Raw genomic sequence first — 18948 nt, 5'->3', positions numbered from 1 at the left:
CTTACTGCCGCGGCAGTTCGATAGGCGACTGACGCGGTGTATCCGCTTCAGCCTTGCGCGCCGCTTCCAGTGCCGCGGCATCTGCCTTGGCTTTGGCCTCGGCAGTCTGCTGCAACTGCTCCAATTGAGTTGGAGTGATCTGTTGCAGGCGCAGCATCATGCGCTGTACCAGCTCGCGACGCATTTCCCGGCGGGCATCGGCAGCCTCCTGGTCGGAACCCACCAGGTTGTTGCCGTCATGAATGAAGACCTTCCCGACTTCAAGCTTGTCGGCCATCAGCGTCAGGTTGCCGTGGCTGAGGATGCTGTAGTTAAGCACGGTGTTCATTTGATATTCGCCAGTACGACCGGCGCCCGCGTAGCTGAGGATACGCTGGGTTTCCTGCTCATCCGTCAGCACAAGCTTGTACGGTGCACCGGTATAGACCTTGACGCCGCTGCTATCGAGTACCTGACGCAGTTGCGTCACGGTTTCGCCATAGGCGTTGCGGGCGCTCAGGTCGATTTCCTTGATCGCCAGTTCGGTGGTGCCGGTGCCGCGCAGCTGGAAACCGCAGGCGCTCAGCAGGACCGCAAGGCCCATCACCAGCAAGTTGCGTTTGATCATTGTGTTGCTCCCCTTGAAACCATGTGGGCCGCTCTTGCGGCCCGAAAGGTTTGACGCGGCGCCAGGCATGACCTGGCGCCTGATCCCATTAGCTGGCGACGATGTTGACCAGTTTCCCGGGTACCACAATCACTTTGCGAATGGTCAGACCGTCCACGAAACGCAGCACGTTCTCGTTGGCCCGTGCGGCGGCTTCGACTTCTTCGCGGCTGGCGCTGGCCGGCATTTCGATGTGGCCGCGCAGCTTGCCGTTGACCTGGATCACCAGCTGCAGGCTGTCCTGCACCAGTGCGCTTTCGTCCAGCACTGGCCAGGCGGCGTCGATCACCGGATCGGCGTGACCCAGTCGGCTCCACAGTTCGTGGCTGATGTGCGGGGTGATCGGTGCCAGCAGCAACGTCACGGTTTCCAGGCCTTCCTGAACCAGTGCGCGATCCTGTTCGGTGCTCTGTGCGGCTTTTTCCAGCACGTTCATCAGCGTCATCACCTGGGCGATGGCGGTGTTGAACTTGTGGTTCTGGCCGACGTCGTGGCTGGCTTGCTTGATGGCCTGGTGGATCGAGCGGCGAATGGCTTTCTGCTCGTCGTTCAGGCCGGCAACGTCCAGTTTGCCCGGCAGGCCCTGAGTGACGTGCGCTTGAGCCAGGCGCCAGACGCGCTTGAGGAAACGGTGCGAACCTTCCACACCGGAGTCGGACCATTCCGCGCTCATGTCAGGTGGCGAGGCGAACATCATGAACAGGCGGCAGGTATCAGCACCGAACTGGTCGATCATCGACTGTGGGTCGACGCCGTTGTTCTTCGACTTGGCCATCTTCTCGGTGCCGCCGATTTCAACCGGCAGACCGTCGGCGATCAGCTTGGCGCTGATGACCTTGGCCTTGCTGTCGCGCTCGAGTTCGACGTCCGCCGGGTTGAACCAGGTGTAGGCACCGTTGGCTTCGCGACGGTAGTAAGTCTCGGCAATCACCATGCCTTGGGTCAGCAGGTTCTTGAAGGGCTCGTTGGAGCTCACCAGGCCTTCGTCACGCATCAGTTTGTGGAAGAAACGTGCGTAAAGCAGGTGAAGAATGGCGTGTTCGATGCCGCCGATGTATTGGTCCACCGGCAACCAGTGGTCGGCTGCCGATTTTTCCACCAGGCCGCCTTCATAGCGCGGCGAGGCATAGCGTGCGTAGTACCAGGAGGACTCGACGAAGGTGTCCATGGTGTCGGTTTCACGCTTGGCAGGCTGGCCGCACTTCGGGCAGCTGCATTCGTAGAACTCGGGCATGCGCGCCAGTGGCGAGCCGGCGCCATCGGGCACGACGTCTTCCGGCAGCACGACCGGCAGTTGATCTTCCGGCACCGGCACGTCACCGCAGGTTTTGCAGTGGATGATCGGGATCGGGCAGCCCCAGTAGCGTTGACGGCTGATGCCCCAGTCGCGCAGGCGGAACTGGGTGCGAGAAGCGCCAAGGTTCTTCTTGATCAGCGCCACTTCGATGGCGTCGAAAGCGCCGGCGAAGTCGAGGCCGTCGAATTCGCCGGAGTTGATCAGCGTACCGTGCTCGCCGTAGGCGTCCTGCCACGGTGCCGGGTTGGTCTCACCGGAGCTGGTGCGTACCACGGACTTGACCGGCAGGTTGTACTTGTGGGCGAATTCGAAATCACGCTCATCGTGCGCCGGGACCGCCATGACCGCGCCATCGCCGTAGTGCATCAGCACGTAGTTGGCGACCCATACCGGCAGTTTTTCGCCGGTCAGCGGGTGCTCGACGAACAGGCCGGTCGGCAGGCCTTTTTTCTCCTGGGTGGCGACGTCGGCTTCGGCGACGCTGCCGCTTTTGCATTCGGCGATGAACGCTTGCAGCTCAGGATTGTTCCGGGCAGCCAGGGTGGCCAGGTGGTGTTCGGCGGCCACGGCGACGTAGGTCGCGCCCATCAGGGTGTCCGGACGGGTGGTGAAGACCTTCATCGTGCCGGTTTCGCCAATGGAATCGACGTTGTACGGGAATTGCACTTCCATACCGCGGGACTTGCCGATCCAGTTGCGCTGCATGGTCTTGACCTGTTCAGGCCAGCCAGTCAACTCGTCGAGGCTCTCCAGCAGTTCATCCGCGTAGGCGGTGATCTTGAAGTAGTACATCGGAATTTCGCGCTTTTCGATCAGCGCGCCGGAACGCCAGCCGCGTCCGTCGATCACCTGCTCGTTGGCCAGAACGGTCTGGTCGACCGGGTCCCAGTTCACGGTGCCGCTTTTTTTGTAGATCACGCCTTTTTCGAACAGGCGAGTGAACAGCCATTGTTCCCAGCGGTAGTAGTCAGGCTTGCAGGTGGTCACTTCGCGCGACCAGTCCACTGCCAGGCCCAGGCTGCGCAGCTGGGTTTTCATGTAGGCGATGTTTTCGTAGGTCCACTTGGCGGGCGCTACGTTGTTCTTCATCGCGGCGTTTTCCGCCGGCATGCCGAAGGCGTCCCAACCCATGGGTTGCAGGACGTTCTTGCCTTGCATGCGCTGATAGCGGGAGATCACGTCGCCGATGGTGTAGTTGCGCACGTGCCCCATGTGTAGCTTGCCGCTGGGGTAAGGGAACATCGACAGGCAGTAGTAAGTCTCCTTGCCTGGCTGTTCACTGACTTCAAAGGACTTTTGCTCGTCCCAGAACGACTGGGCGGCGGCTTCGATTTCACGGGGCTGATATTGTTCGTGCATGGCTACTTTTGAACTGAATAGGGGTGGCCTAATCCTCTTCAATGCAACGCTGGACGATGAAGGCGCCAATTCGGCGTTTCGGTGTCCAGGCGAGCTGGAAGTGGAGTTACAGGAAGCGTCGTAGCATACATGACCGCACTCTACCGAGGGAAACCCTGATTACTGCCACGCGTCTCGCCAAAACCGCTGCGAGGGCCGTTGGTCGCGGCGTTCAGCCGGTTTGTGCATGGAGGCTAAGCTCTAACTGGGGAGTAGGTCTTATCTTCCAATGAGGTGAGGGATGGTTGAGTCACGGCAAAAAGCTACAAAACCGGAGCTGTACGAAAGACTGATCGATCGTCTGGGCATGGCCCTGGAAGCGGCAAAAACCGCTGGTCGGCTGCGCGACGAACGCCCACTGGAACTGGAGCTGCGCGGCCTGAGCCCCGCAGAGTTTGCTCTGGTCAAGGCGTATCTGGATCGCAGTGAACGTGAGACGCACGGATGCTTGTCTGAAGCAGTGAAGCAACTCGACGCACCACGTTCGGCCAAGATCATCTGGCTCAAGGACAAGGCACCCGGCAGAGACGCGGTAAAGGTCCGGTCGCTGCAGTGCAAATAGGGCACAGAGCCATGCTCCATGATTTTCTGAAGCATAGTCCTTCCGTATTGATTGTCGCATTGTGTCATTCCACATAGGCTTCGGGCATCTTCAAGGGGATGCCTGATGCCTTTTCGTTATTTCGTGAAACAACTTCTCTTGCCGCCAGGCATTCTGTTGCTGCTGCTTTTGCTTGCCTGGTGCTTGCGCCGCTCAAGGCCACGGCTCGCCAGCTTCTGCTTTGCCCTCGGGTTGGGCGGTTTCTGGCTGATGAGCCTGCCAGTCGTGGTGCAATGGAGCGCCTCACTACTGGAGCGTGAACCGCCGCTGGCGCTCGAGGAGTGGGTGACGTTGGGGCAGCGCGCGGATGCAATCGTGGTGTTGGGATCGGGCCGCGAGCGGGGCGATCTGGCGTGGGGTGAAGATCAGCCAACGGGCGTAGGCCTGGAACGTCAGCGCTATGCAGCACGTCTGGCCAAGGCCTCGGGCTTACCGATTCTGACCAGTGGCGGCCTGCATTACGGCACTCCGCCGACTGAAGCAAAATTGATGGCTGACTCGTTGCACGATGATTTCGGTGTGACCGTGCGTTGGCAGGAAGGGCGCAGCCGTACGACCTGGGAGAATGCGCAGCTCAGTGCAGAGGTGTTATTGCCCGAAGGTATCAAACGGGTGGTGCTCGTGACCCAGGCCTGGCACATGCCGCGAGCGGTCTGGAGTTTTCGCAAGGCCGGGTTTGAAGTGGTGCCTGCGCCGATGGGATTTCTGGGTACCGACGACAACGGCAAGCCGCTGGGCGGCTGGATGCCGGAAATCAACGCGATCTGGCGTAGCGGGCAGTTGATAAACGAGGCGGTGGGGCAGGTGGGGTATTCGTTGTTTTATTGATAATCCAATGATTACGGTCTTTCTGCAGGAGCCGGCTTGCCGGCGAAAACGGTGGCGCCTTCGCTGCGGTGCGGCGATCCGACAAGCCAGCTCCTGCAAATCATCGGTTCAGACGGTTTTGGCCATCCGGTTCGCCACCAGCGCCCAGCCAAACAACAACACGCAGACAATGATCAATGGCCACGAACGCCATTGCAGGTAAGGCGTCAGGTTGTGCATCGGCACGACGTCACCGTACAGGATGCCGCGTTCGAATTGCGGGATCTGCGCCGTGATCTGGCCGAACGGGTTGATCAGGCCGGTGACGCCGTTATTGGTGGCCCGGATCATCCAGCGGCCGGCCTCCAATGCGCGCATCTGTGCCATTTGCAGATGTTGCAATGGACCGATGGACGTACCAAACCAGGTGTCATTACTGATGGTCAGCAGCAGTTCGCTTTGTGCGGCGAGGCCGGCGGCAAACTCCGGATACACCACTTCGTAGCAGATGAACGGTGCGATCTGGTAGCCCTTGGCTTGCAACATGGCCTGATCGGCGGGGCCGCGAGCGAAGTCCGACATTGGCAGGTCGAAGAACGCAATCAATCCCCGCAACACATCTTGCAGTGGAACGTACTCGCCGAACGGCACCAGCTTCTGTTTGAGGTAGGTGCCATCGCCTTCACCCACTACGGTTATGCCGTTGAAGAAGCGTTTCTCATGACGAACGACTTCCCTGATCGGTACGCCGGTAATCATTGCCGAATCCCGTTCGGCGGCGAATTTGCCCATCATGTCCAGGTAGCCTTCAGCTGACTCCTTGAGCACCGGGATCGCGGTTTCCGGCCAGATCAACAGGTCTACACGCTTGGAGCTGAAGCTCATGTCGCGGTACAGCGCCAACTGGGCATTGAGCTGCGCCGGGTCCCATTTCATGCTCTGTTCGATGTTGCCCTGAATGGCCGCGACGCTCAGCGGCGCGCCCGCCGGGCTGGTCCATGCATGATGCTTGAGCGCCATGCCGGCCACCCATGGGCCTACCAGCAGCAGGGCGCCAAGTGCGATGAAACCTTTACGGCCACTGCGGACCAGGCGCAAGCCGTTGTAAACCAGCGCGGCGGTCAGGGCCAGCGTGAAGGAAATCAGCCACATGCCGCCGACGGGGGCAAGCCCGGTCAAAGGGCCGTCAAGCTGGCTGTACCCGGAATAAAGCCATGGGAAGCCGGTCAGGAACCAGCCGCGGAACGCTTCCTGGCCAACCCACAGCGCCGCGAAAGCCAGGGCATCGGCCAGCGGCGCTTCGTTGCGCCGTAGCCAGCGCGCCCAGAGCCAGGCCGGGAGGGCGAAGAACCAGGCAATCGCCGCGGTGAATATCAGCATCAGGAACCCGGCCAGCAGGACCGAGGCGCCGCCGAAATGGTGGATGCTGTAGTAGATCCAGCTGGTCCCGGCGCCGAACAGGCCGAAGCCGAAGCACCAGCCACGACCCAGGGCCTGGCGCGGGCTCAGTTCACGCAGGCCGGCATAGAACAACCCGACGGCCAGCAAGGCCAGTGGCCAGATGTCAAACGGCGCCAGGGCCAGGGTGGTGATTGCACCGGCCGCCACGGCCAGCAGGTTACCGGGCCAGCCGGGGCGGGTTATCCAGCGCATTTCAATCCTTAGTTTTTACCGGGCGATAGGCGTCAGGCGCAGCAAATGAATTCGGCGACTGTCCGCATTGAGGATGCGGAAACGATAGGTGCCGATTTCAGTGATTTCGTTACGCTTTGGCAAGTGTCCGAATGCGCTCATCACCAGGCCGCCAACGGTGTCGAACTCGTCGTCGGAGAATTCGCTGTCGAAGAACTCGTTGAAGTTTTCGATCGGTGTCAGGGCCTTGATCAGGAAATCACCGCTGGGCAGCGGCTTGATGTAGCTGTCTTCTTCGACGTCGTGCTCGTCTTCGATGTCGCCGACGATCTGCTCCAGCACGTCTTCAATGGTCACCAGGCCTGCCACGCCGCCGTACTCGTCGATGACGATGGCCATGTGGTTGTGGTTGGCGCGGAACTCGCGCAGCAATACGTTCAGGCGCTTGGATTCCGGCACGAAGGTGGCCGGGCGCAGCAGATCCTTGATGTTGAAGTGGTCGCCGTTCTCCTTGAGGATCAGCGGCAGCAAGTCCTTGGCCAGCAACACGCCCATCACGTCATCGTGGCTTTCGCCGATCACCGGGTAGCGGGAGTGGGCCGAGTCGACGACGGCAGGCAGGAACTCGCGGGGTGTCTGGGTCGCCTTGATGCTGATCATCTGCGAGCGCGGGACCATGATGTCCCGTACCTGCAGGTCAGCCACCTGGATGGCACCTTCGACGATGGCCAGCGCTTCGCTGTCCAGCAGTTTGTTCTGGTGTGCATCGCGCAGCAGCTCCAGCAGCTCCTGGCGGTTCTTCGGCTCGTGGGCAAAAGCCTGGGTGATTTTACCCAGCCAGGACTTCTGCCCGTTGCTCGATCGATCTTCGCTCATAGCGATTACTCTGAATCCTTTGTTGTGGCGGTTGGGGAGGTTTCGGTTTCGTCGTCCGCGTACGGATCGGGATAGCCCAGTTCTGCAAGCAATGCCCGTTCCAGTGCTTCCATTTCTTCGGCTTCGTCATCATCTATGTGGTCGTAACCGAGTAGATGCAAGCAGCCGTGAATCACCAGGTGTGCCCAATGGGCCTTGAGTTCCTTGCCCTGTTCGGCAGCTTCGCGCTCGACCACGGCGACGCAGATCACCAGGTCGCCCAGCAACGGGATGTCGAGAAACTCGTCCGGCACGTCGGCCGGGAATGACAATACGTTAGTGGCATAATCCTTCTGCCGCCAGGTGTGGTTCAGCTCGCGGCCTTCGGCTTCGTCGACCAGTCGAATGGTCATTTCGGAGTCGGCGGTGCGCTGGCGCAGGGCCAGTTCACACCACTGGCGGAAATCGGCTTCGCTGGGGGCGGGTGTTTCGGTCGCGATTTGCAGGTCAAGCTCAAGCATCGCGGCGGTTGTCCTTTGGTGCTTCATCAGCCGCACGATTTTCGAAGCGCTCATAGGCTTCGACAATGCGCTGCACCAACGGATGGCGCACGACGTCCTTGGGCTGGAAGTGGGTGAAACTGATGCCTGGCACGTCTTTCAACACTTCGATCACGTGATGCAAACCGGATTTGGTGCCTCGTGGCAGGTCGACCTGGGTGATGTCACCGGTGATGACGGCCGTTGAACCGAAGCCGATCCGGGTCAGGAACATCTTCATTTGCTCGACGGTGGTGTTCTGGCTTTCGTCGAGGATGATGAAACTGTTGTTCAGCGTACGACCACGCATGTAGGCCAGCGGCGCGACTTCGATGACCTGGCGCTCGATCAGCTTGGCCACATGTTCGAAGCCGAGCATTTCGTAGAGCGCATCGTAGAGCGGGCGCAGGTACGGATCGATCTTCTGGGACAGGTCGCCAGGCAGGAAGCCGAGTTTTTCTCCCGCTTCGACCGCCGGGCGCACCAGCAGGATGCGACGGATCTGCTCGCGTTCCAGGGCGTCCACCGCGCAGGCAACGGCCAGATAGGTCTTGCCGGTACCGGCCGGGCCAATGCCGAAGTTGATGTCGTTGCCGAGGATTTCCTTCACGTAGCGCTGCTGATTCACGCCGCGTGGGCGAATCATGCCTTTTTTGGTGCGCAGGGCGACGGAGGCGTCGGCGGGCGAATGGTTGTCCAGCTCCTCGACGGCGGATTCCTGCAGGAACAGGTGAACCATGTCCGGCGACAGCTCGGTACCCTTGGTTTCCCGGTACAGGCGGCGCAGGAGGTTTTCCGCGGAGGTGGTGTGTTTACGCTCGCCGATCAGTTCGAACTGGTTTCCGCGATTGCGGATCTCGATGGTCAGGCGCTGTTCGATCAAGCGCAAGTGCTCGTCGAATTGCCCGCACAGATTGGCGAAACGGCGCGCCTCAAAAGGCTCGAGGATGAAACGATGTGGTTCGATGGGTGCGTTCAAGGTCGTATTTAGCCGCCCTGGGGCAATAGTGATGAAATCAAGGATAACGCCAGTGGCCTGGGTGCGAAAGCTCTTAAATATTCCTGTGGGAGCAAAGCTTGCTCGCGATGAACGATAACGCCATCTGTCCGGCGGACCGCGGCGTGGCAATCGCGAGCAAGCTTTGCTCCTACAGGGTTTTGCGGTGTTACTGGATCAGCGAGCCCCGCAACGAGTGTGGCTGCGCTGCATCGATGCGCACATCGGCGAACTGGCCGATCAAAGTCGGATTGTCGCAGCGGAAGTTGACGATACGGTTATTTTCGGTGCGGCCTTGCAACTCGCCGGGGTCTTTTTTCGAGTAGTCGGTGACCAGGATGCGTTGGATCGAACCGACCATTTGTCGGCTGATTTCGAAACCTTGCTGGTTCAAGCGATGTTGCAGGGCATTCAGGCGCTCTTTTTTCAGCGCTTCCGGCGTGTCATCGGCCAGATCGGCAGCCGGTGTTCCGGGACGCTGGCTGTAGACGAACGAGTAGGAGAAGTCGAAGCCGACGTCCTGGATAAGCTTCATGGTCTGTTCGAAGTCTTTTTCGGTCTCGCCCGGGAAGCCGACGATGAAGTCCGAGCTGATGCAGATACCAGGCACGGCGGCCCGCAGCTTGCGCAGTTTGGATTTGTACTCAAGCGCGGTGTGGTTGCGCTTCATCGCGGCCAGGATCCGGTCCGAACCCGACTGCACCGGCAAGTGCAGGTGTTTCACCAGTTCGGGGACCTCGGCATGGGCCTGGATCAGGCTGTCGGAGAATTCCAGCGGGTGCGAGGTGGTGTAGCGGATGCGGTCGATGCCATCGACGGCCGCGACCACCCGGATCAGCTCGGCCAGATCGGCCAGGCGACCGTCATGGGTGGTGCCGCGATAACCGTTGACGTTCTGCCCCAGCAGCGTCACTTCGCGCACGCCATTTTCGGCCAGGTGAATGATCTCGGCGATCACATCGTCGAACGGACGGCTGACTTCTTCGCCGCGGGTATAGGGCACCACGCAGAAGGTGCAGTACTTGCTGCAACCTTCCATCACCGACACGTAGGCACTCGGGCCGTCGATGCGCGGCTCGGGCAAGTGGTCGAATTTTTCGATTTCCGGGAACGAAACATCGACTTGCGGCAACTTGCTGGTGCGCGCGGCGTCGATCATTTCCGGCAAGCGGTGCAGGGTTTGCGGGCCAAACACCACGTCGACATAGGGCGCGCGATCGCGGATGGCGGCGCCTTCCTGGCTGGCCACGCAACCGCCGACGGCAATCACCATGTCCGGATTGGCCAGTTTCAGTTCGCGCCAGCGGCCGAGCTGCGAGTAGACGCGATCCTGGGCGCGCTCGCGGATCGAGCAGGTGTTGAGCAGGATCACGTCGGCATCTTCTGCCCGAGCAGTGACTTCCAGGGCCTGGTGTTCGCCCAGCAGATCGACCATGCGCGAGCTGTCGTACTCGTTCATCTGGCAACCGTGGGTTTCGATGTAAAGCTTCTTGGCCATGGAAAAGGGTCATCACGTGATTCGAAGAACCGCGCATTATAGGGAACATGTTCCCAGGTTCCTACCGCTGTGCGTCCGGTGGCTATGCTATAGTTCGCGCCCTCATTTTTACCCCGATGTGTTGTCCGCCCGCCATGACCAAACGCGAAGCTCCAATCTACAAGGTGATTTTCCTCAACCAGGGCCAGGTGTTCGAAATGTACGCCAAGCAGATCTATCAGAGCGATCTGTGGGGCTTCCTGGAAGTGGAAGAGTTCGTCTTTGGCGAGCGCACGCAAGTGGTCGTCGATCCGAGCGAAGAGAAGCTCAAGGCGCAATTCGAAGGTGTCGTACGCAGTTTCGTACCGATGCATTCGATCGTGCGCATCGATGAAGTCGAGCGCCTGGGCACCCCGAAAATCAGCGAAGCCCGCGGCGCGGTCGGCAATGTGATGCCGTTTCCGATGCCGATGCCTGAGAAGTAAGGCCCAAGACCGAGTCGCCCCAATCGCGAGCAAGCTTTGCTCCCACAGGAAGGTGTTACGCCTCGGTAGGAGCATAGCTTGCTCGCGATGGCGTCAGAAAGGCTGGTAAAAAACTAGGGAAGAGGCGAAAAGGGCGTACGCCCATCGGCACTCTGCAGTTCCATCAGGTATTTGCGGAAAATTTGCCCGAGCACCTGGGTGGCGACTTCGAGCTCTTCGCGGGGCATTTTCTCGGTGACTTCGTCGGCGGTGTCCAGCGCATCTTCAGCGCCGTTGACCGCGGCCATTTTCAACAGGATGTACGCCTGGACGTTATTGGCCGGGACGCCTTCGCCGTGGAAGAACATGGTGCCGAGTTTGAATTGCGCCTGGGCATGGCCTTGCAGCGAGGCCTTTTCGAAGTAGCTCAGGGCTTGATTGAGGTCGCGCGGCGCGTTTTTGCCTTCGTAGTAGAACTCACCCAACTCGTATTGCGCTTGCGCATCCCCTTCATCCGACGCTTTCTGACAGGCGGCCAACGCCTGTGCCAGGTCTTGCGGCTGGGTATTGAGGGTGCAGCGACCCATCGCTGGGATTAACAACGAGTTACCGCCTGCTTGTGCGAGCGCGAGCAGGGGCTGAAGGAGCAACAGGCAGCCCAGTGAAAGGGCGCGGCCGGTGCGGTTCATGGGAATCGACTTACCTCTGAAGGGCGCGCGGACCCATCGAGGGGATCCAATAAGCGCGCATTATGAAATAAGCAGGGCCAACCTTACAAAGTCTTTACTCGTTTTTCTGCTGCACGGGAAATATATCGCCCACTTTGCGGGGGATTATTGGCAGATGAGTAGGAAAAAGCGCTGGGGTGTAGGTGAAAGCTGACGCTGGCGATGGCCAACGTCAGCGCTACTGCATTATTTCAAGGCTGCGAATGCGCGCTCGGCGGCATCCAGGGTCAGTTTCAATTCGGCTTCGCCGTGGGCGATCGAGGTGAAGCCGGCTTCGAACGCGCTCGGTGCCAGGTACACACCGCCTTCCAGCATCAGGTGGAAGAAACGGCCGAACAGGGCGGCGTCACTGGCCATGACGTCATCGAAGGTCACGATGTCGTCGGCACCGCTGAAGTACAGACCGAACATGCCACCGGCCTGGGTGGTCACGAACGGAATGCCCGCTGCATCGGCACGCACTTGCAGACCGTCGAGCAGGCGTGTGGTGTAGTCGGTCAACTCGGCGTGGAAGCCCGGACGGCTGATCAGGCGCAGAGTGGTCAGGCCAGCCGCCATGGCCAGCGGGTTACCCGACAAGGTGCCAGCCTGGTAAACCGGGCCGAGCGGAGCAATGCGCGACATGATTTCACGCTTGCCGCCGAAGCAGCCCACCGGCATACCGCCACCGATGATCTTGCCGAAGGTGGTCAGGTCCGGCGTTACGCCGTAGTGCGCCTGGGCGCCGCCGAGGGCGACACGGAAGCCGGTCATCACTTCGTCGAAGATCAGTACCACGCCATGCTTGTCGCACAAGGTGCGCAAGCCTTCGAGGAAGCCGGGGGCCGGTGGTACGCAGTTCATGTTGCCGGCGACCGGCTCGACGATGATGCACGCCACGTCCTGGCCGACTTCGGCGAGCATGCTTTCAACGGCGTCGATGTCGTTGAACGGCAGGGTCAGGGTGTGTTTGGCGAAGGCCGCCGGTACACCGGCCGAGCTCGGGACGCCTTGAGTCAGTGCGCCGGAGCCGGCCTTGACCAGCAGGCTGTCGGAGTGGCCGTGGTAGCAGCCTTCGAACTTGATGATGCTGTCGCGACCGGTGAAACCACGGGCCAGACGGATCGCGCTCATGGTCGCTTCGGTGCCGGAGCTGACCATGCGCACCATTTCCATCGACGGCACCAGCGAGCAAACCAGATCAGCCATCTGGGTTTCCATCTCGGTCGGTGCGCCGTAGGACAGACCGTGCTCCAGCTGTTTGCGCACGGCGTTCAGCACATCCGGATGGCTGTGGCCGAGGATCATCGGGCCCCAGGACCCGACGTAATCCACATAGCGCTTGTCGTCCTCGTCAGTGACGTAGGCGCCTTCGGCGTGCTTGAAGAACAACGGCGTGCCACCGACGCTCTTGAACGCGCGAACCGGCGAGTTCACGCCACCGGGAATGTGTTTCTGGGCATTGGCAAACAGCGTTTCGGAACGAGACATGATCGGGCTCTCAGACTTTTAATAATTCATTGAATGCACGGGCGCGACGGGTCACCTCAGCCGCGCTCTGGGCGCCAAACAGGCCATGCACCACGGCCAGCAGATCGACGCCGTGAGCCACCAGCGGAGCAGCGTTGTCCAGGGTGATGCCGCCAATCGCGCAGATTGGCAGGTGCAGCTGCTGGCGGGCCTGGTCGAGCAGTTCGAGGCTGCAGGTCGGGGCGCCGGGCTTGGTGTTGGAATTGAAGAAGCGGCCGAAGGCGACGTAACTGGCGCCTTCTTTGGCGGCCTGTTCGGCGAGTTCGAGTTGCGCGTGGCAAGTCGAGCCGATGATGGCCCTGGAGCCGAGCAGCGCACGGGCCGGGGTCAGTGGGCCGTCGGTCTGTCCCAGGTGCACGCCGACGTTCAGGCGTGCGGCCAGTTCAGCGTCATCATTGATGATCAACCGGGTGTTGTAGCGTTCGCACAAATCACGCAAGGCTTCGGCTTCACGCAGACGACGGGCTTCGTCACTGCTCTTGTCGCGGTATTGCAACAGGGTGACGCCGCCTTGCAGCGCCGCCTCCACGTACTCGAGCAATTTACCGTCCAGTAAATGGCTGTCGGTAATGGCGTACAGGCCACGTAATTTCATCGGACAGCCCTCATGGCGTTACGAACAGAAGTCCAGTGGCAGGCGGCGTGGCACGAACTGGCCTTTGCCCAGTTGCTCGGCGTCACGCAGGGTGCGCCAAGTGTAGTTAAGCGCGGTCTGAACGGCACTGGCGAGGTTTTCACCTTGGGCCAGACGGCCGGCGAGGGCGCTGGCCAAGGTGCAGCCGGAACCGTGATAGCTGCCGGGCAAGCGCTGGCAGGTGTAGGTTTGGCGCAAGCCATCGCGGCTGTAGAGGCGATTGTGGATTTCAGTTTCGTCACCATGACCGCCGGTAATCAGCAGGTGTTTGACGAACGGCAGGAGTTTTTCAGCGCACTCGTCCGCGGTGCCTTCGGGCAGTTCGGCGAGGATCCGGGCTTCGGGAAGGTTAGGGGTAGCGATGATCGACAGGGGCAGCAGGCGTTCGCGCATGGCGTAGCCGACTTCGTCCTTGCCCAGTCGTCCGCCGCCGCCGGCGCGCAACACCGGGTCGCAGACCACTGGCAAATGCGGGTGCGCCGAAAGCAGTTCGACAACGGTGTCGACCATTTCCAGTGAACCGAGCATGCCCAGTTTGACCGCTGCGACTTCAGAGTCGTTGAGCACGGCATTGGCCTGGGCCAGCACCCACTCACGATCGAGGACGCGGAAATCCGTGACATTGACCGTGTCTTGCACGGTCAGGGCGGTGACGGCCGGAGCCGCATGGCAACCCTGAGCGAGCAGGGCTTCGATATCTGCCTGCAAGCCGGCGCCACCACTTGGGTCGTGGCCGGAGAGACAGAGGACAACGGGGCGAGAGCTGTAGATATTCATGGTGCGCGAGCTTACCACCAGTCGACCGACGAGTCATGACGGTGCCCATAGGAGCAGCCGGTCGACGCTCGATTGCTCGCGATGGTCGTTAATGATGACGCCGGGTTACGGGATAAACGCGGCGACCATGAATTCATCTTCGGAACGTCGCCCGGAGCAAGCTCGCTCCTACAGACAGGGGTTTGATCGGTCAAACAGCTCTATCTCAATAATCTTCGCTGGAACACCCGTGCTAGAGCCTTTGTATGAAAAATTTCAGTAGTGCTCAATGGCCATCAACGGCTATGCTAGAGTGGATCCAAACCAATAACAGGTAACACCGGTTTACGTCTGCTCAAAGGGAATGGGGGGCTTCCTGACAGAACCGGACAGGCCACGCTGGGGCATAAATGCGCTATTTGCTGATGTTGCTATTGTGTTTGCCCCTCCTGGCGAACGCCGTCGAATTCGATGAGTTCACTCAAAGCCTCCCCCTGGGCCGAACCTTGCAAGTACTTGAAGACGCCGCTGGTCAGGCGACCATCGCGGATGTGCTTGCCCAAGCGGCGGCAGGCAACTTCAAAGCCCACGACAAAGCCACCCTCAATGCCGGTTACTCGCGTTCGGTGTTCTGGCTGAAAATCGATTTGCAATACCGTCCGACCAACCCGGCGGCGCAGCGTACCTGGCTGCTCGAACTGGCCTATCCGCCCCTCGATCACCTTGATTTGTACTTGCCCGATGCGGCCGGCAACTATCAATTGGTTCGCCAGACCGGCGATGCCTTGCCGTTCACCAGTCGCGAGATTCGTCAGAACAACTTCCTGTTCAACCTGGATTTCACCCCCGACCAAACACAAACCGTCTATCTGCGCCTGCAGAGCCAGGGCTCGATACAGGCACCGGTCACGCTGTGGTCGAGCACCGCGTACCTCGAAGCACAGCCGGTCAGGCTTTACGTGTTGGGACTGATTTACGGTGTGTTGCTGGGAATGCTGGTTTACAACCTGTTCATCTACCTCAGCGTGCGCGACACCAGCTATCTCTATTACATTTTCTATATCGCCTCGTTCGGTTTGTATCAGCTGTCGGTGAACGGTGCGGCCGTGCAGTACTTCTGGCCGGACAATCCCTGGTGGGCCAACGCGGCGACGCCGTTCTTCATTGGCTGTGCCGGGCTGTTCGGCAGTCAGTTCGCCCGCCGTTTCCTGCAAACGGCCACCCACAGCCGCTGGCTTGACCGTTTATTGCTGGCGTTGGTGGTATTTAGTGCACTGGTGGTCGGGTTATCGCTGATGACCAGTTATGCCCTGGCCCTGCGCCTGGCGACGGCATTGGCGCTGATCTTCACGGTAGTGATTTTTGCCGCGGGCATTTTCGCCTGGCTGCGCGGGCTGCGGGTCGCGCGCTATTTCATCATTGCCTGGTCGGCGTTTTTGCTCGGCGGCATCATCAATACCCTGATGGTGCTGGGTTATCTGCCGAACGTGTTCCTGACCATGTATTCCAGCCAGATCGGTTCGGCCATCGAGGTGGCGCTGCTGTCCCTGGCCCTGGCCGACCGCATCAATGCCATGCGCGAGCAACAGGCACAAACCCTGTTCGACGCGGGACAAAAGCTGGAAGTCCTCAACCAGCAACTGGCGCGCAGTAACCAGCTCAAGGACGAATTCCTCGCGACCCTGACCCATGAATTGCGCACGCCCATGAATGGCGTGATCGGCTCGCTGGAACTGATGCAGACCGTTGAAATGGACCCGGAGCTGGAGCAATACCAGCAAACGGCCGCGGGCTCGGCGCGGGACATGATGCGCATGGTCAACGGCATCCTCACGCTGACCGAATTGCAGGCCGGCAAGCTCAAGGCCTCCCCGTCGACCTTCAGCTTGCGCGGCGTGGTCGACGCATTGCGCATGCAGTTTGACGGCAATGCTTCCAGCAAGTCGCTGGACTTCAAGGTCGACGTGGCCCCCGGCGTGCCGGATCGTTTGCACGGTGACAGTGCCAAGTTGGCGCAATGCCTGGAATGCCTGCTGGATAACGCCATCAAGTTCACCCGGGTCGGTGGGCTGGCGCTGCGGGTGACCGGCAAAACCGTCAACCCTGATCGAATGGCGCTGTCCTTTGCGGTGATCGATACCGGTATCGGTTTCACCGATCTGGGTGAAGCGACGATGTATCAGCGATTCTTTCAGCTCGATGGTTCGATGACCCGCGAGTACGGCGGTCTGGGGGTCGGCCTGGCGATATGCCGGCAACTGGTCGAATTGCTCGGCGGTCGCCTGACGCACCGTTCCGAGCCTGGGCGTGGCAGTCGCTTCCAGCTCGACGTCGAGTTCGAATTCCCGGCGGTCGAGCCCCCGTCAGTGTCCTTCATGACGCGGGACTTCCCACGCCTGCGGTTGCCACAGGATTGCACCGTGCTGTTGGTGGACGACAACAGCATCAATCAATTGGTGATGCGCGGTATGTTGCTGAAGCTCGGGTTCCGGGTGCGCACCGCTGATACCGGTATCGCCGCGCTCGAATTCCTGCAAGGTGAATCCTTTGATGCCGTATTGCTCGATGGTCAGGTGCCGCCGATGGAGGGAGTGTCTGTCTGCTGCCAGATCCGGGAATTGCCAGGCTGTGCCGAATTGCCGGTGTTCATGATCGCCCAGGGCGTGGATCGAGAGCGCTGTCCTACCGGCGCGCTGATCGATTACCTGAGCAAACCGGTGAAATTCGAAGACTTGCAGGCTGCGCTCTATCGGCGGGTGCTCTGTCCGAAGCAGGGCGAAAGCGCCGACAATTAGGCGGATATGACACTTTGATCGGCCAAGGGGCGGTGCTTAACTGAAATCCCTTGGCTGACCAAAGGAGCCCCGTCATGAACCTGCATCAGTTCGCCGAAACCCACGAAGTCACCAACCAGCCGCCTTCACTGGACGGCGCCAACCTGTATCGCATCGATTTGCCTTTGCAGGAATGGTCGCGGCGTTTCGGGGCCGGTTGGGCCGAGTCGCGGATTGAGGCTTATGGCGCATTGGCCGGCGGGCCGCTGATGGAAGCGGGATTCCTGGCCAATCAGAACAAACCGGTATTCAACAGTCACGACCGCTTTGGCCACCGTATCGACCTGGTGGAGTTTCACCCGGCCTATCACCAACTGATGCGCACGGCGATCGAGCATGGCTTGACTTCGTTGCCTTGGGCGCACCCGCAGGACGGCGCCCATGTCTCCCGCGCGTCCATGACGTATTTGCACAGCCAGGCCGAAGCCGGCAGCGGCTGCCCGTTGACCATGACCTTTGCCAGCGTCCCGGCGATGCGCCTGCAACCGGACCTGGCGGATAAATGGCTGCCGAAGATCCTCGCCACCGAATACGACCCGCGCAATGTCGGCATGGCCCACAAGGCGGGTGTCACCATCGGTATGGCCATGACCGAAAAACAGGGCGGCACCGATGTGCGGGCCAACACCACCAAGGCCTATCCGGTGGGGGCCAGCGGCCCTGGCCAGGCCTATGAACTGGTAGGGCACAAGTGGTTCTGTTCGGCACCGATGTGCGATGCCTTCCTGACCCTGGCGCAGACGGATAAAGGTTTGACTTGTTTCCTGCTGCCGCGCCATCGACCGGATGACACGCGCAATCAGTTCTACATCCAGCGCCTGAAGAACAAACTCGGCAACTGCTCCAACGCCTCCAGCGAAGTAGAGTTCCGTGGCGCACTGGCGTGGATGGTCGGCGAAGAAGGCCGAGGCGTTCCGACCATTATCGAGATGGTGGCCATGACCCGTTTCGATTGCATGGTCGGCTCAAGTGCCCTGATGCGCCAGGCACTGACCCAGGCCAGCCATCACTGCACCCACCGCAAGGTCGGCGGAAAATTGCTCAGCGAACACCCCTTGATGCAGAACGTACTGGCGGACCTGGCACTGGAAAGCGAAGCGGCGCTGGCCTTGAGCCTGCGTATGGGGCGCGCGCTGGATCATCTGGATGATTCGCAGGAAGCGAAATTCGCCCGGCTGGTGACGGCCGTGGGCAAGTACTGGATCTGCAAACGGGCGCCGGCCATGATCAATGAAGCCGCCGAATGCATGGGCGGTGCCGGTTATGTGGAGGACAGCATCCTGCCAAGGCTTTACCGCGAGGCTCCGGTGAATTCGACGTGGGAGGGCTCCGGCAATGTGCAATGCCTCGACGTGCTGCGGGCCCTGTCGAAGGAGCCGGGTGTGCTGGATGCGTTGTTCAGCGAATTGGGCGACGGCCATGGCGACAAGCGCCTGGCCGCTCACATCAATCAATTGCAGGCGGCGTTCAAGGACACCAGCGATATTCAGTACCGGGCGCGGCAATTGACTGAAGACGTTGCCCTTGGCCTTCAGGCGAAGCTGTTGCTGGAGGCCGGCAACGCAGTGGTGAGTGATGCGTTTATTGCCAGTCGTCTGAGTGGTGGTGGCCGGGTCTACGGTGCGTTGCCGCGTGGGCTGGACGTCGAAGCGATCGTCGCCCGCTCAACACCACAAGGCTTCTGAACGACACCGTCCCACTGTAGGAGTGAGCCGGCTCCGGGCGGCGTTCCGACGATAGCGGTCTTTCAGTCACATTGATGTTGAATGTGCCA

At 60.5% G+C, this 18948-nt stretch carries 16 protein-coding genes; 5 read left to right on the top strand and 11 right to left on the bottom strand.

Going from position 1 to position 18948, the window contains the following annotated elements:
* Position 1 precedes the first annotated feature (1 nt).
* Positions 2–607, bottom strand: coding sequence for an LPS assembly lipoprotein LptE (gene lptE / locus BJ917_RS29150; RefSeq protein ID WP_096515640.1), 606 nt, complete (start codon positions 605–607; stop codon positions 2–4).
* An 88-nt stretch (positions 608–695) separates the two neighbouring features.
* Positions 696–3302 carry a leucine--tRNA ligase gene (gene leuS, locus BJ917_RS29145; RefSeq protein ID WP_121105781.1) on the bottom strand — a complete coding sequence of 869 codons (2607 nt, stop codon included), beginning with the start codon at positions 3300–3302 and terminating at the stop codon, positions 696–698.
* Between the two features lie 280 nt (positions 3303–3582).
* Here leuS and BJ917_RS29140 point away from each other — a divergent pair, with 280 nt between their 5' ends.
* Together BJ917_RS29140 and BJ917_RS29135 are read left to right on the top strand one after the other, a co-directional pair.
* A complete protein-coding gene (locus tag BJ917_RS29140; protein WP_096514910.1) occupies positions 3583–3903 on the top strand; it encodes a hypothetical protein in 321 nt (106 codons plus the stop codon).
* A 105-nt stretch (positions 3904–4008) separates the two neighbouring features.
* A complete protein-coding gene (locus BJ917_RS29135; protein ID WP_121105779.1) occupies positions 4009–4770 on the top strand; it encodes a YdcF family protein in 762 nt (253 codons plus the stop codon).
* A 108-nt stretch (positions 4771–4878) separates the two neighbouring features.
* Here BJ917_RS29135 and lnt read toward each other — a convergent pair whose 3' ends face one another.
* The 5 genes from lnt to miaB form a co-directional block, all read right to left on the bottom strand.
* On the bottom strand, positions 4879–6402 hold the full coding sequence (lnt, locus tag BJ917_RS29130) for an apolipoprotein N-acyltransferase (protein ID WP_121105777.1): 1524 nt from the start codon (positions 6400–6402) through the stop codon (positions 4879–4881).
* Positions 6403–6417: 15 nt separating this feature from the next.
* On the bottom strand, positions 6418–7257 hold the full coding sequence (locus tag BJ917_RS29125) for an HlyC/CorC family transporter (RefSeq protein WP_096514916.1): 840 nt from the start codon (positions 7255–7257) through the stop codon (positions 6418–6420).
* 5 nt (positions 7258–7262) lie between these two features.
* Positions 7263–7757, bottom strand: coding sequence for an rRNA maturation RNase YbeY (ybeY, locus tag BJ917_RS29120; protein WP_121105775.1), 495 nt, complete (start codon positions 7755–7757; stop codon positions 7263–7265).
* Positions 7750–8754: a PhoH family protein gene (locus tag BJ917_RS29115; RefSeq protein WP_121105773.1), complete on the bottom strand. Its 1005-nt coding sequence runs from the start codon at positions 8752–8754 to the stop codon at positions 7750–7752. Before BJ917_RS29115 ends, ybeY begins: the two co-directional genes overlap by 8 nt.
* 187 nt (positions 8755–8941) lie before the next feature.
* Positions 8942–10270 carry a tRNA (N6-isopentenyl adenosine(37)-C2)-methylthiotransferase MiaB gene (gene miaB, locus BJ917_RS29110; RefSeq protein WP_096514922.1) on the bottom strand — a complete coding sequence of 443 codons (1329 nt, stop codon included), beginning with the start codon at positions 10268–10270 and terminating at the stop codon, positions 8942–8944.
* Positions 10271–10404: 134 nt separating this feature from the next.
* On the opposite strand from miaB, the gene BJ917_RS29105 reads away from it, so the two are divergent.
* Positions 10405–10734, top strand: coding sequence for a DUF1820 family protein (locus tag BJ917_RS29105; RefSeq protein ID WP_003185742.1), 330 nt, complete (start codon positions 10405–10407; stop codon positions 10732–10734).
* Between the two features lie 113 nt (positions 10735–10847).
* On the opposite strand, the gene BJ917_RS29100 is transcribed toward BJ917_RS29105, so the two are convergent.
* The 4 genes from BJ917_RS29100 to BJ917_RS29085 form a co-directional block, all read right to left on the bottom strand.
* Entirely contained in the window at positions 10848–11402 is a 555-nt protein-coding gene (locus BJ917_RS29100) for a tetratricopeptide repeat protein (protein ID WP_096514924.1), read from the bottom strand.
* Between the two features lie 225 nt (positions 11403–11627).
* Positions 11628–12911 (bottom strand): glutamate-1-semialdehyde 2,1-aminomutase, encoded by a 1284-nt coding sequence (gene hemL / locus BJ917_RS29095; protein WP_096514926.1) that lies wholly within the window; start codon positions 12909–12911, stop codon positions 11628–11630.
* 10 nt (positions 12912–12921) lie between these two features.
* Complete coding sequence (gene thiE / locus BJ917_RS29090) at positions 12922–13545, bottom strand: thiamine phosphate synthase (protein ID WP_096514928.1); 624 nt, start codon at positions 13543–13545, stop codon at positions 12922–12924.
* 18 nt (positions 13546–13563) lie between these two features.
* Complete coding sequence (locus BJ917_RS29085; protein ID WP_095197261.1) at positions 13564–14361, bottom strand: hydroxymethylpyrimidine/phosphomethylpyrimidine kinase; 798 nt, start codon at positions 14359–14361, stop codon at positions 13564–13566.
* 389 nt (positions 14362–14750) lie between these two features.
* On the opposite strand from BJ917_RS29085, the gene BJ917_RS29075 reads away from it, so the two are divergent.
* Positions 14751–17135: a hybrid sensor histidine kinase/response regulator gene (locus tag BJ917_RS29075; protein WP_121105769.1), complete on the top strand. Its 2385-nt coding sequence runs from the start codon at positions 14751–14753 to the stop codon at positions 17133–17135.
* Positions 17136–17209: 74 nt separating this feature from the next.
* On the top strand, positions 17210–18859 hold the full coding sequence (locus BJ917_RS29070; RefSeq protein WP_121105767.1) for an acyl-CoA dehydrogenase family protein: 1650 nt from the start codon (positions 17210–17212) through the stop codon (positions 18857–18859).
* Positions 18860–18948: the final 89 nt, after the last annotated feature.

Source organism: Pseudomonas sp. WPR_5_2 (assembly GCF_003634475.1).
Classification (GTDB): domain Bacteria; phylum Pseudomonadota; class Gammaproteobacteria; order Pseudomonadales; family Pseudomonadaceae; genus Aquipseudomonas; species Aquipseudomonas izuensis.
Note: the sequence above shows the minus strand (reverse complement) of the source record. Positions and strands in the feature narration are given on the sequence as shown.

Excerpts from the sequence above, each read along its gene's own strand:
- BJ917_RS29125 (WP_096514916.1), bottom strand. The coding sequence starts at position 7,257 with ATGAGCGAAGATCGATCGAGCAACGGGCAGAAGTCCTGGCTGGGTAAA.
- lnt (WP_121105777.1), bottom strand. The coding sequence starts at position 6,402 with ATGCGCTGGATAACCCGCCCCGGCTGGCCCGGTAACCTGCTGGCCGTG.
- lptE (WP_096515640.1), bottom strand. The coding sequence starts at position 607 with ATGATCAAACGCAACTTGCTGGTGATGGGCCTTGCGGTCCTGCTGAGC.
- hemL (WP_096514926.1), bottom strand. The coding sequence starts at position 12,911 with ATGTCTCGTTCCGAAACGCTGTTTGCCAATGCCCAGAAACACATTCCC.
- BJ917_RS29140 (WP_096514910.1), top strand. The coding sequence starts at position 3,583 with ATGGTTGAGTCACGGCAAAAAGCTACAAAACCGGAGCTGTACGAAAGA.
- BJ917_RS29075 (WP_121105769.1), top strand. The coding sequence starts at position 14,751 with ATGCGCTATTTGCTGATGTTGCTATTGTGTTTGCCCCTCCTGGCGAAC.
- BJ917_RS29070 (WP_121105767.1), top strand. The coding sequence starts at position 17,210 with ATGAACCTGCATCAGTTCGCCGAAACCCACGAAGTCACCAACCAGCCG.
- thiE (WP_096514928.1), bottom strand. The coding sequence starts at position 13,545 with ATGAAATTACGTGGCCTGTACGCCATTACCGACAGCCATTTACTGGAC.
- miaB (WP_096514922.1), bottom strand. The coding sequence starts at position 10,270 with ATGGCCAAGAAGCTTTACATCGAAACCCACGGTTGCCAGATGAACGAG.
- BJ917_RS29135 (WP_121105779.1), top strand. The coding sequence starts at position 4,009 with ATGCCTTTTCGTTATTTCGTGAAACAACTTCTCTTGCCGCCAGGCATT.
- BJ917_RS29105 (WP_003185742.1), top strand. The coding sequence starts at position 10,405 with ATGACCAAACGCGAAGCTCCAATCTACAAGGTGATTTTCCTCAACCAG.
- BJ917_RS29085 (WP_095197261.1), bottom strand. The coding sequence starts at position 14,361 with ATGAATATCTACAGCTCTCGCCCCGTTGTCCTCTGTCTCTCCGGCCAC.
- ybeY (WP_121105775.1), bottom strand. The coding sequence starts at position 7,757 with ATGCTTGAGCTTGACCTGCAAATCGCGACCGAAACACCCGCCCCCAGC.
- leuS (WP_121105781.1), bottom strand. The coding sequence starts at position 3,302 with ATGCACGAACAATATCAGCCCCGTGAAATCGAAGCCGCCGCCCAGTCG.
- BJ917_RS29100 (WP_096514924.1), bottom strand. The coding sequence starts at position 11,402 with ATGAACCGCACCGGCCGCGCCCTTTCACTGGGCTGCCTGTTGCTCCTT.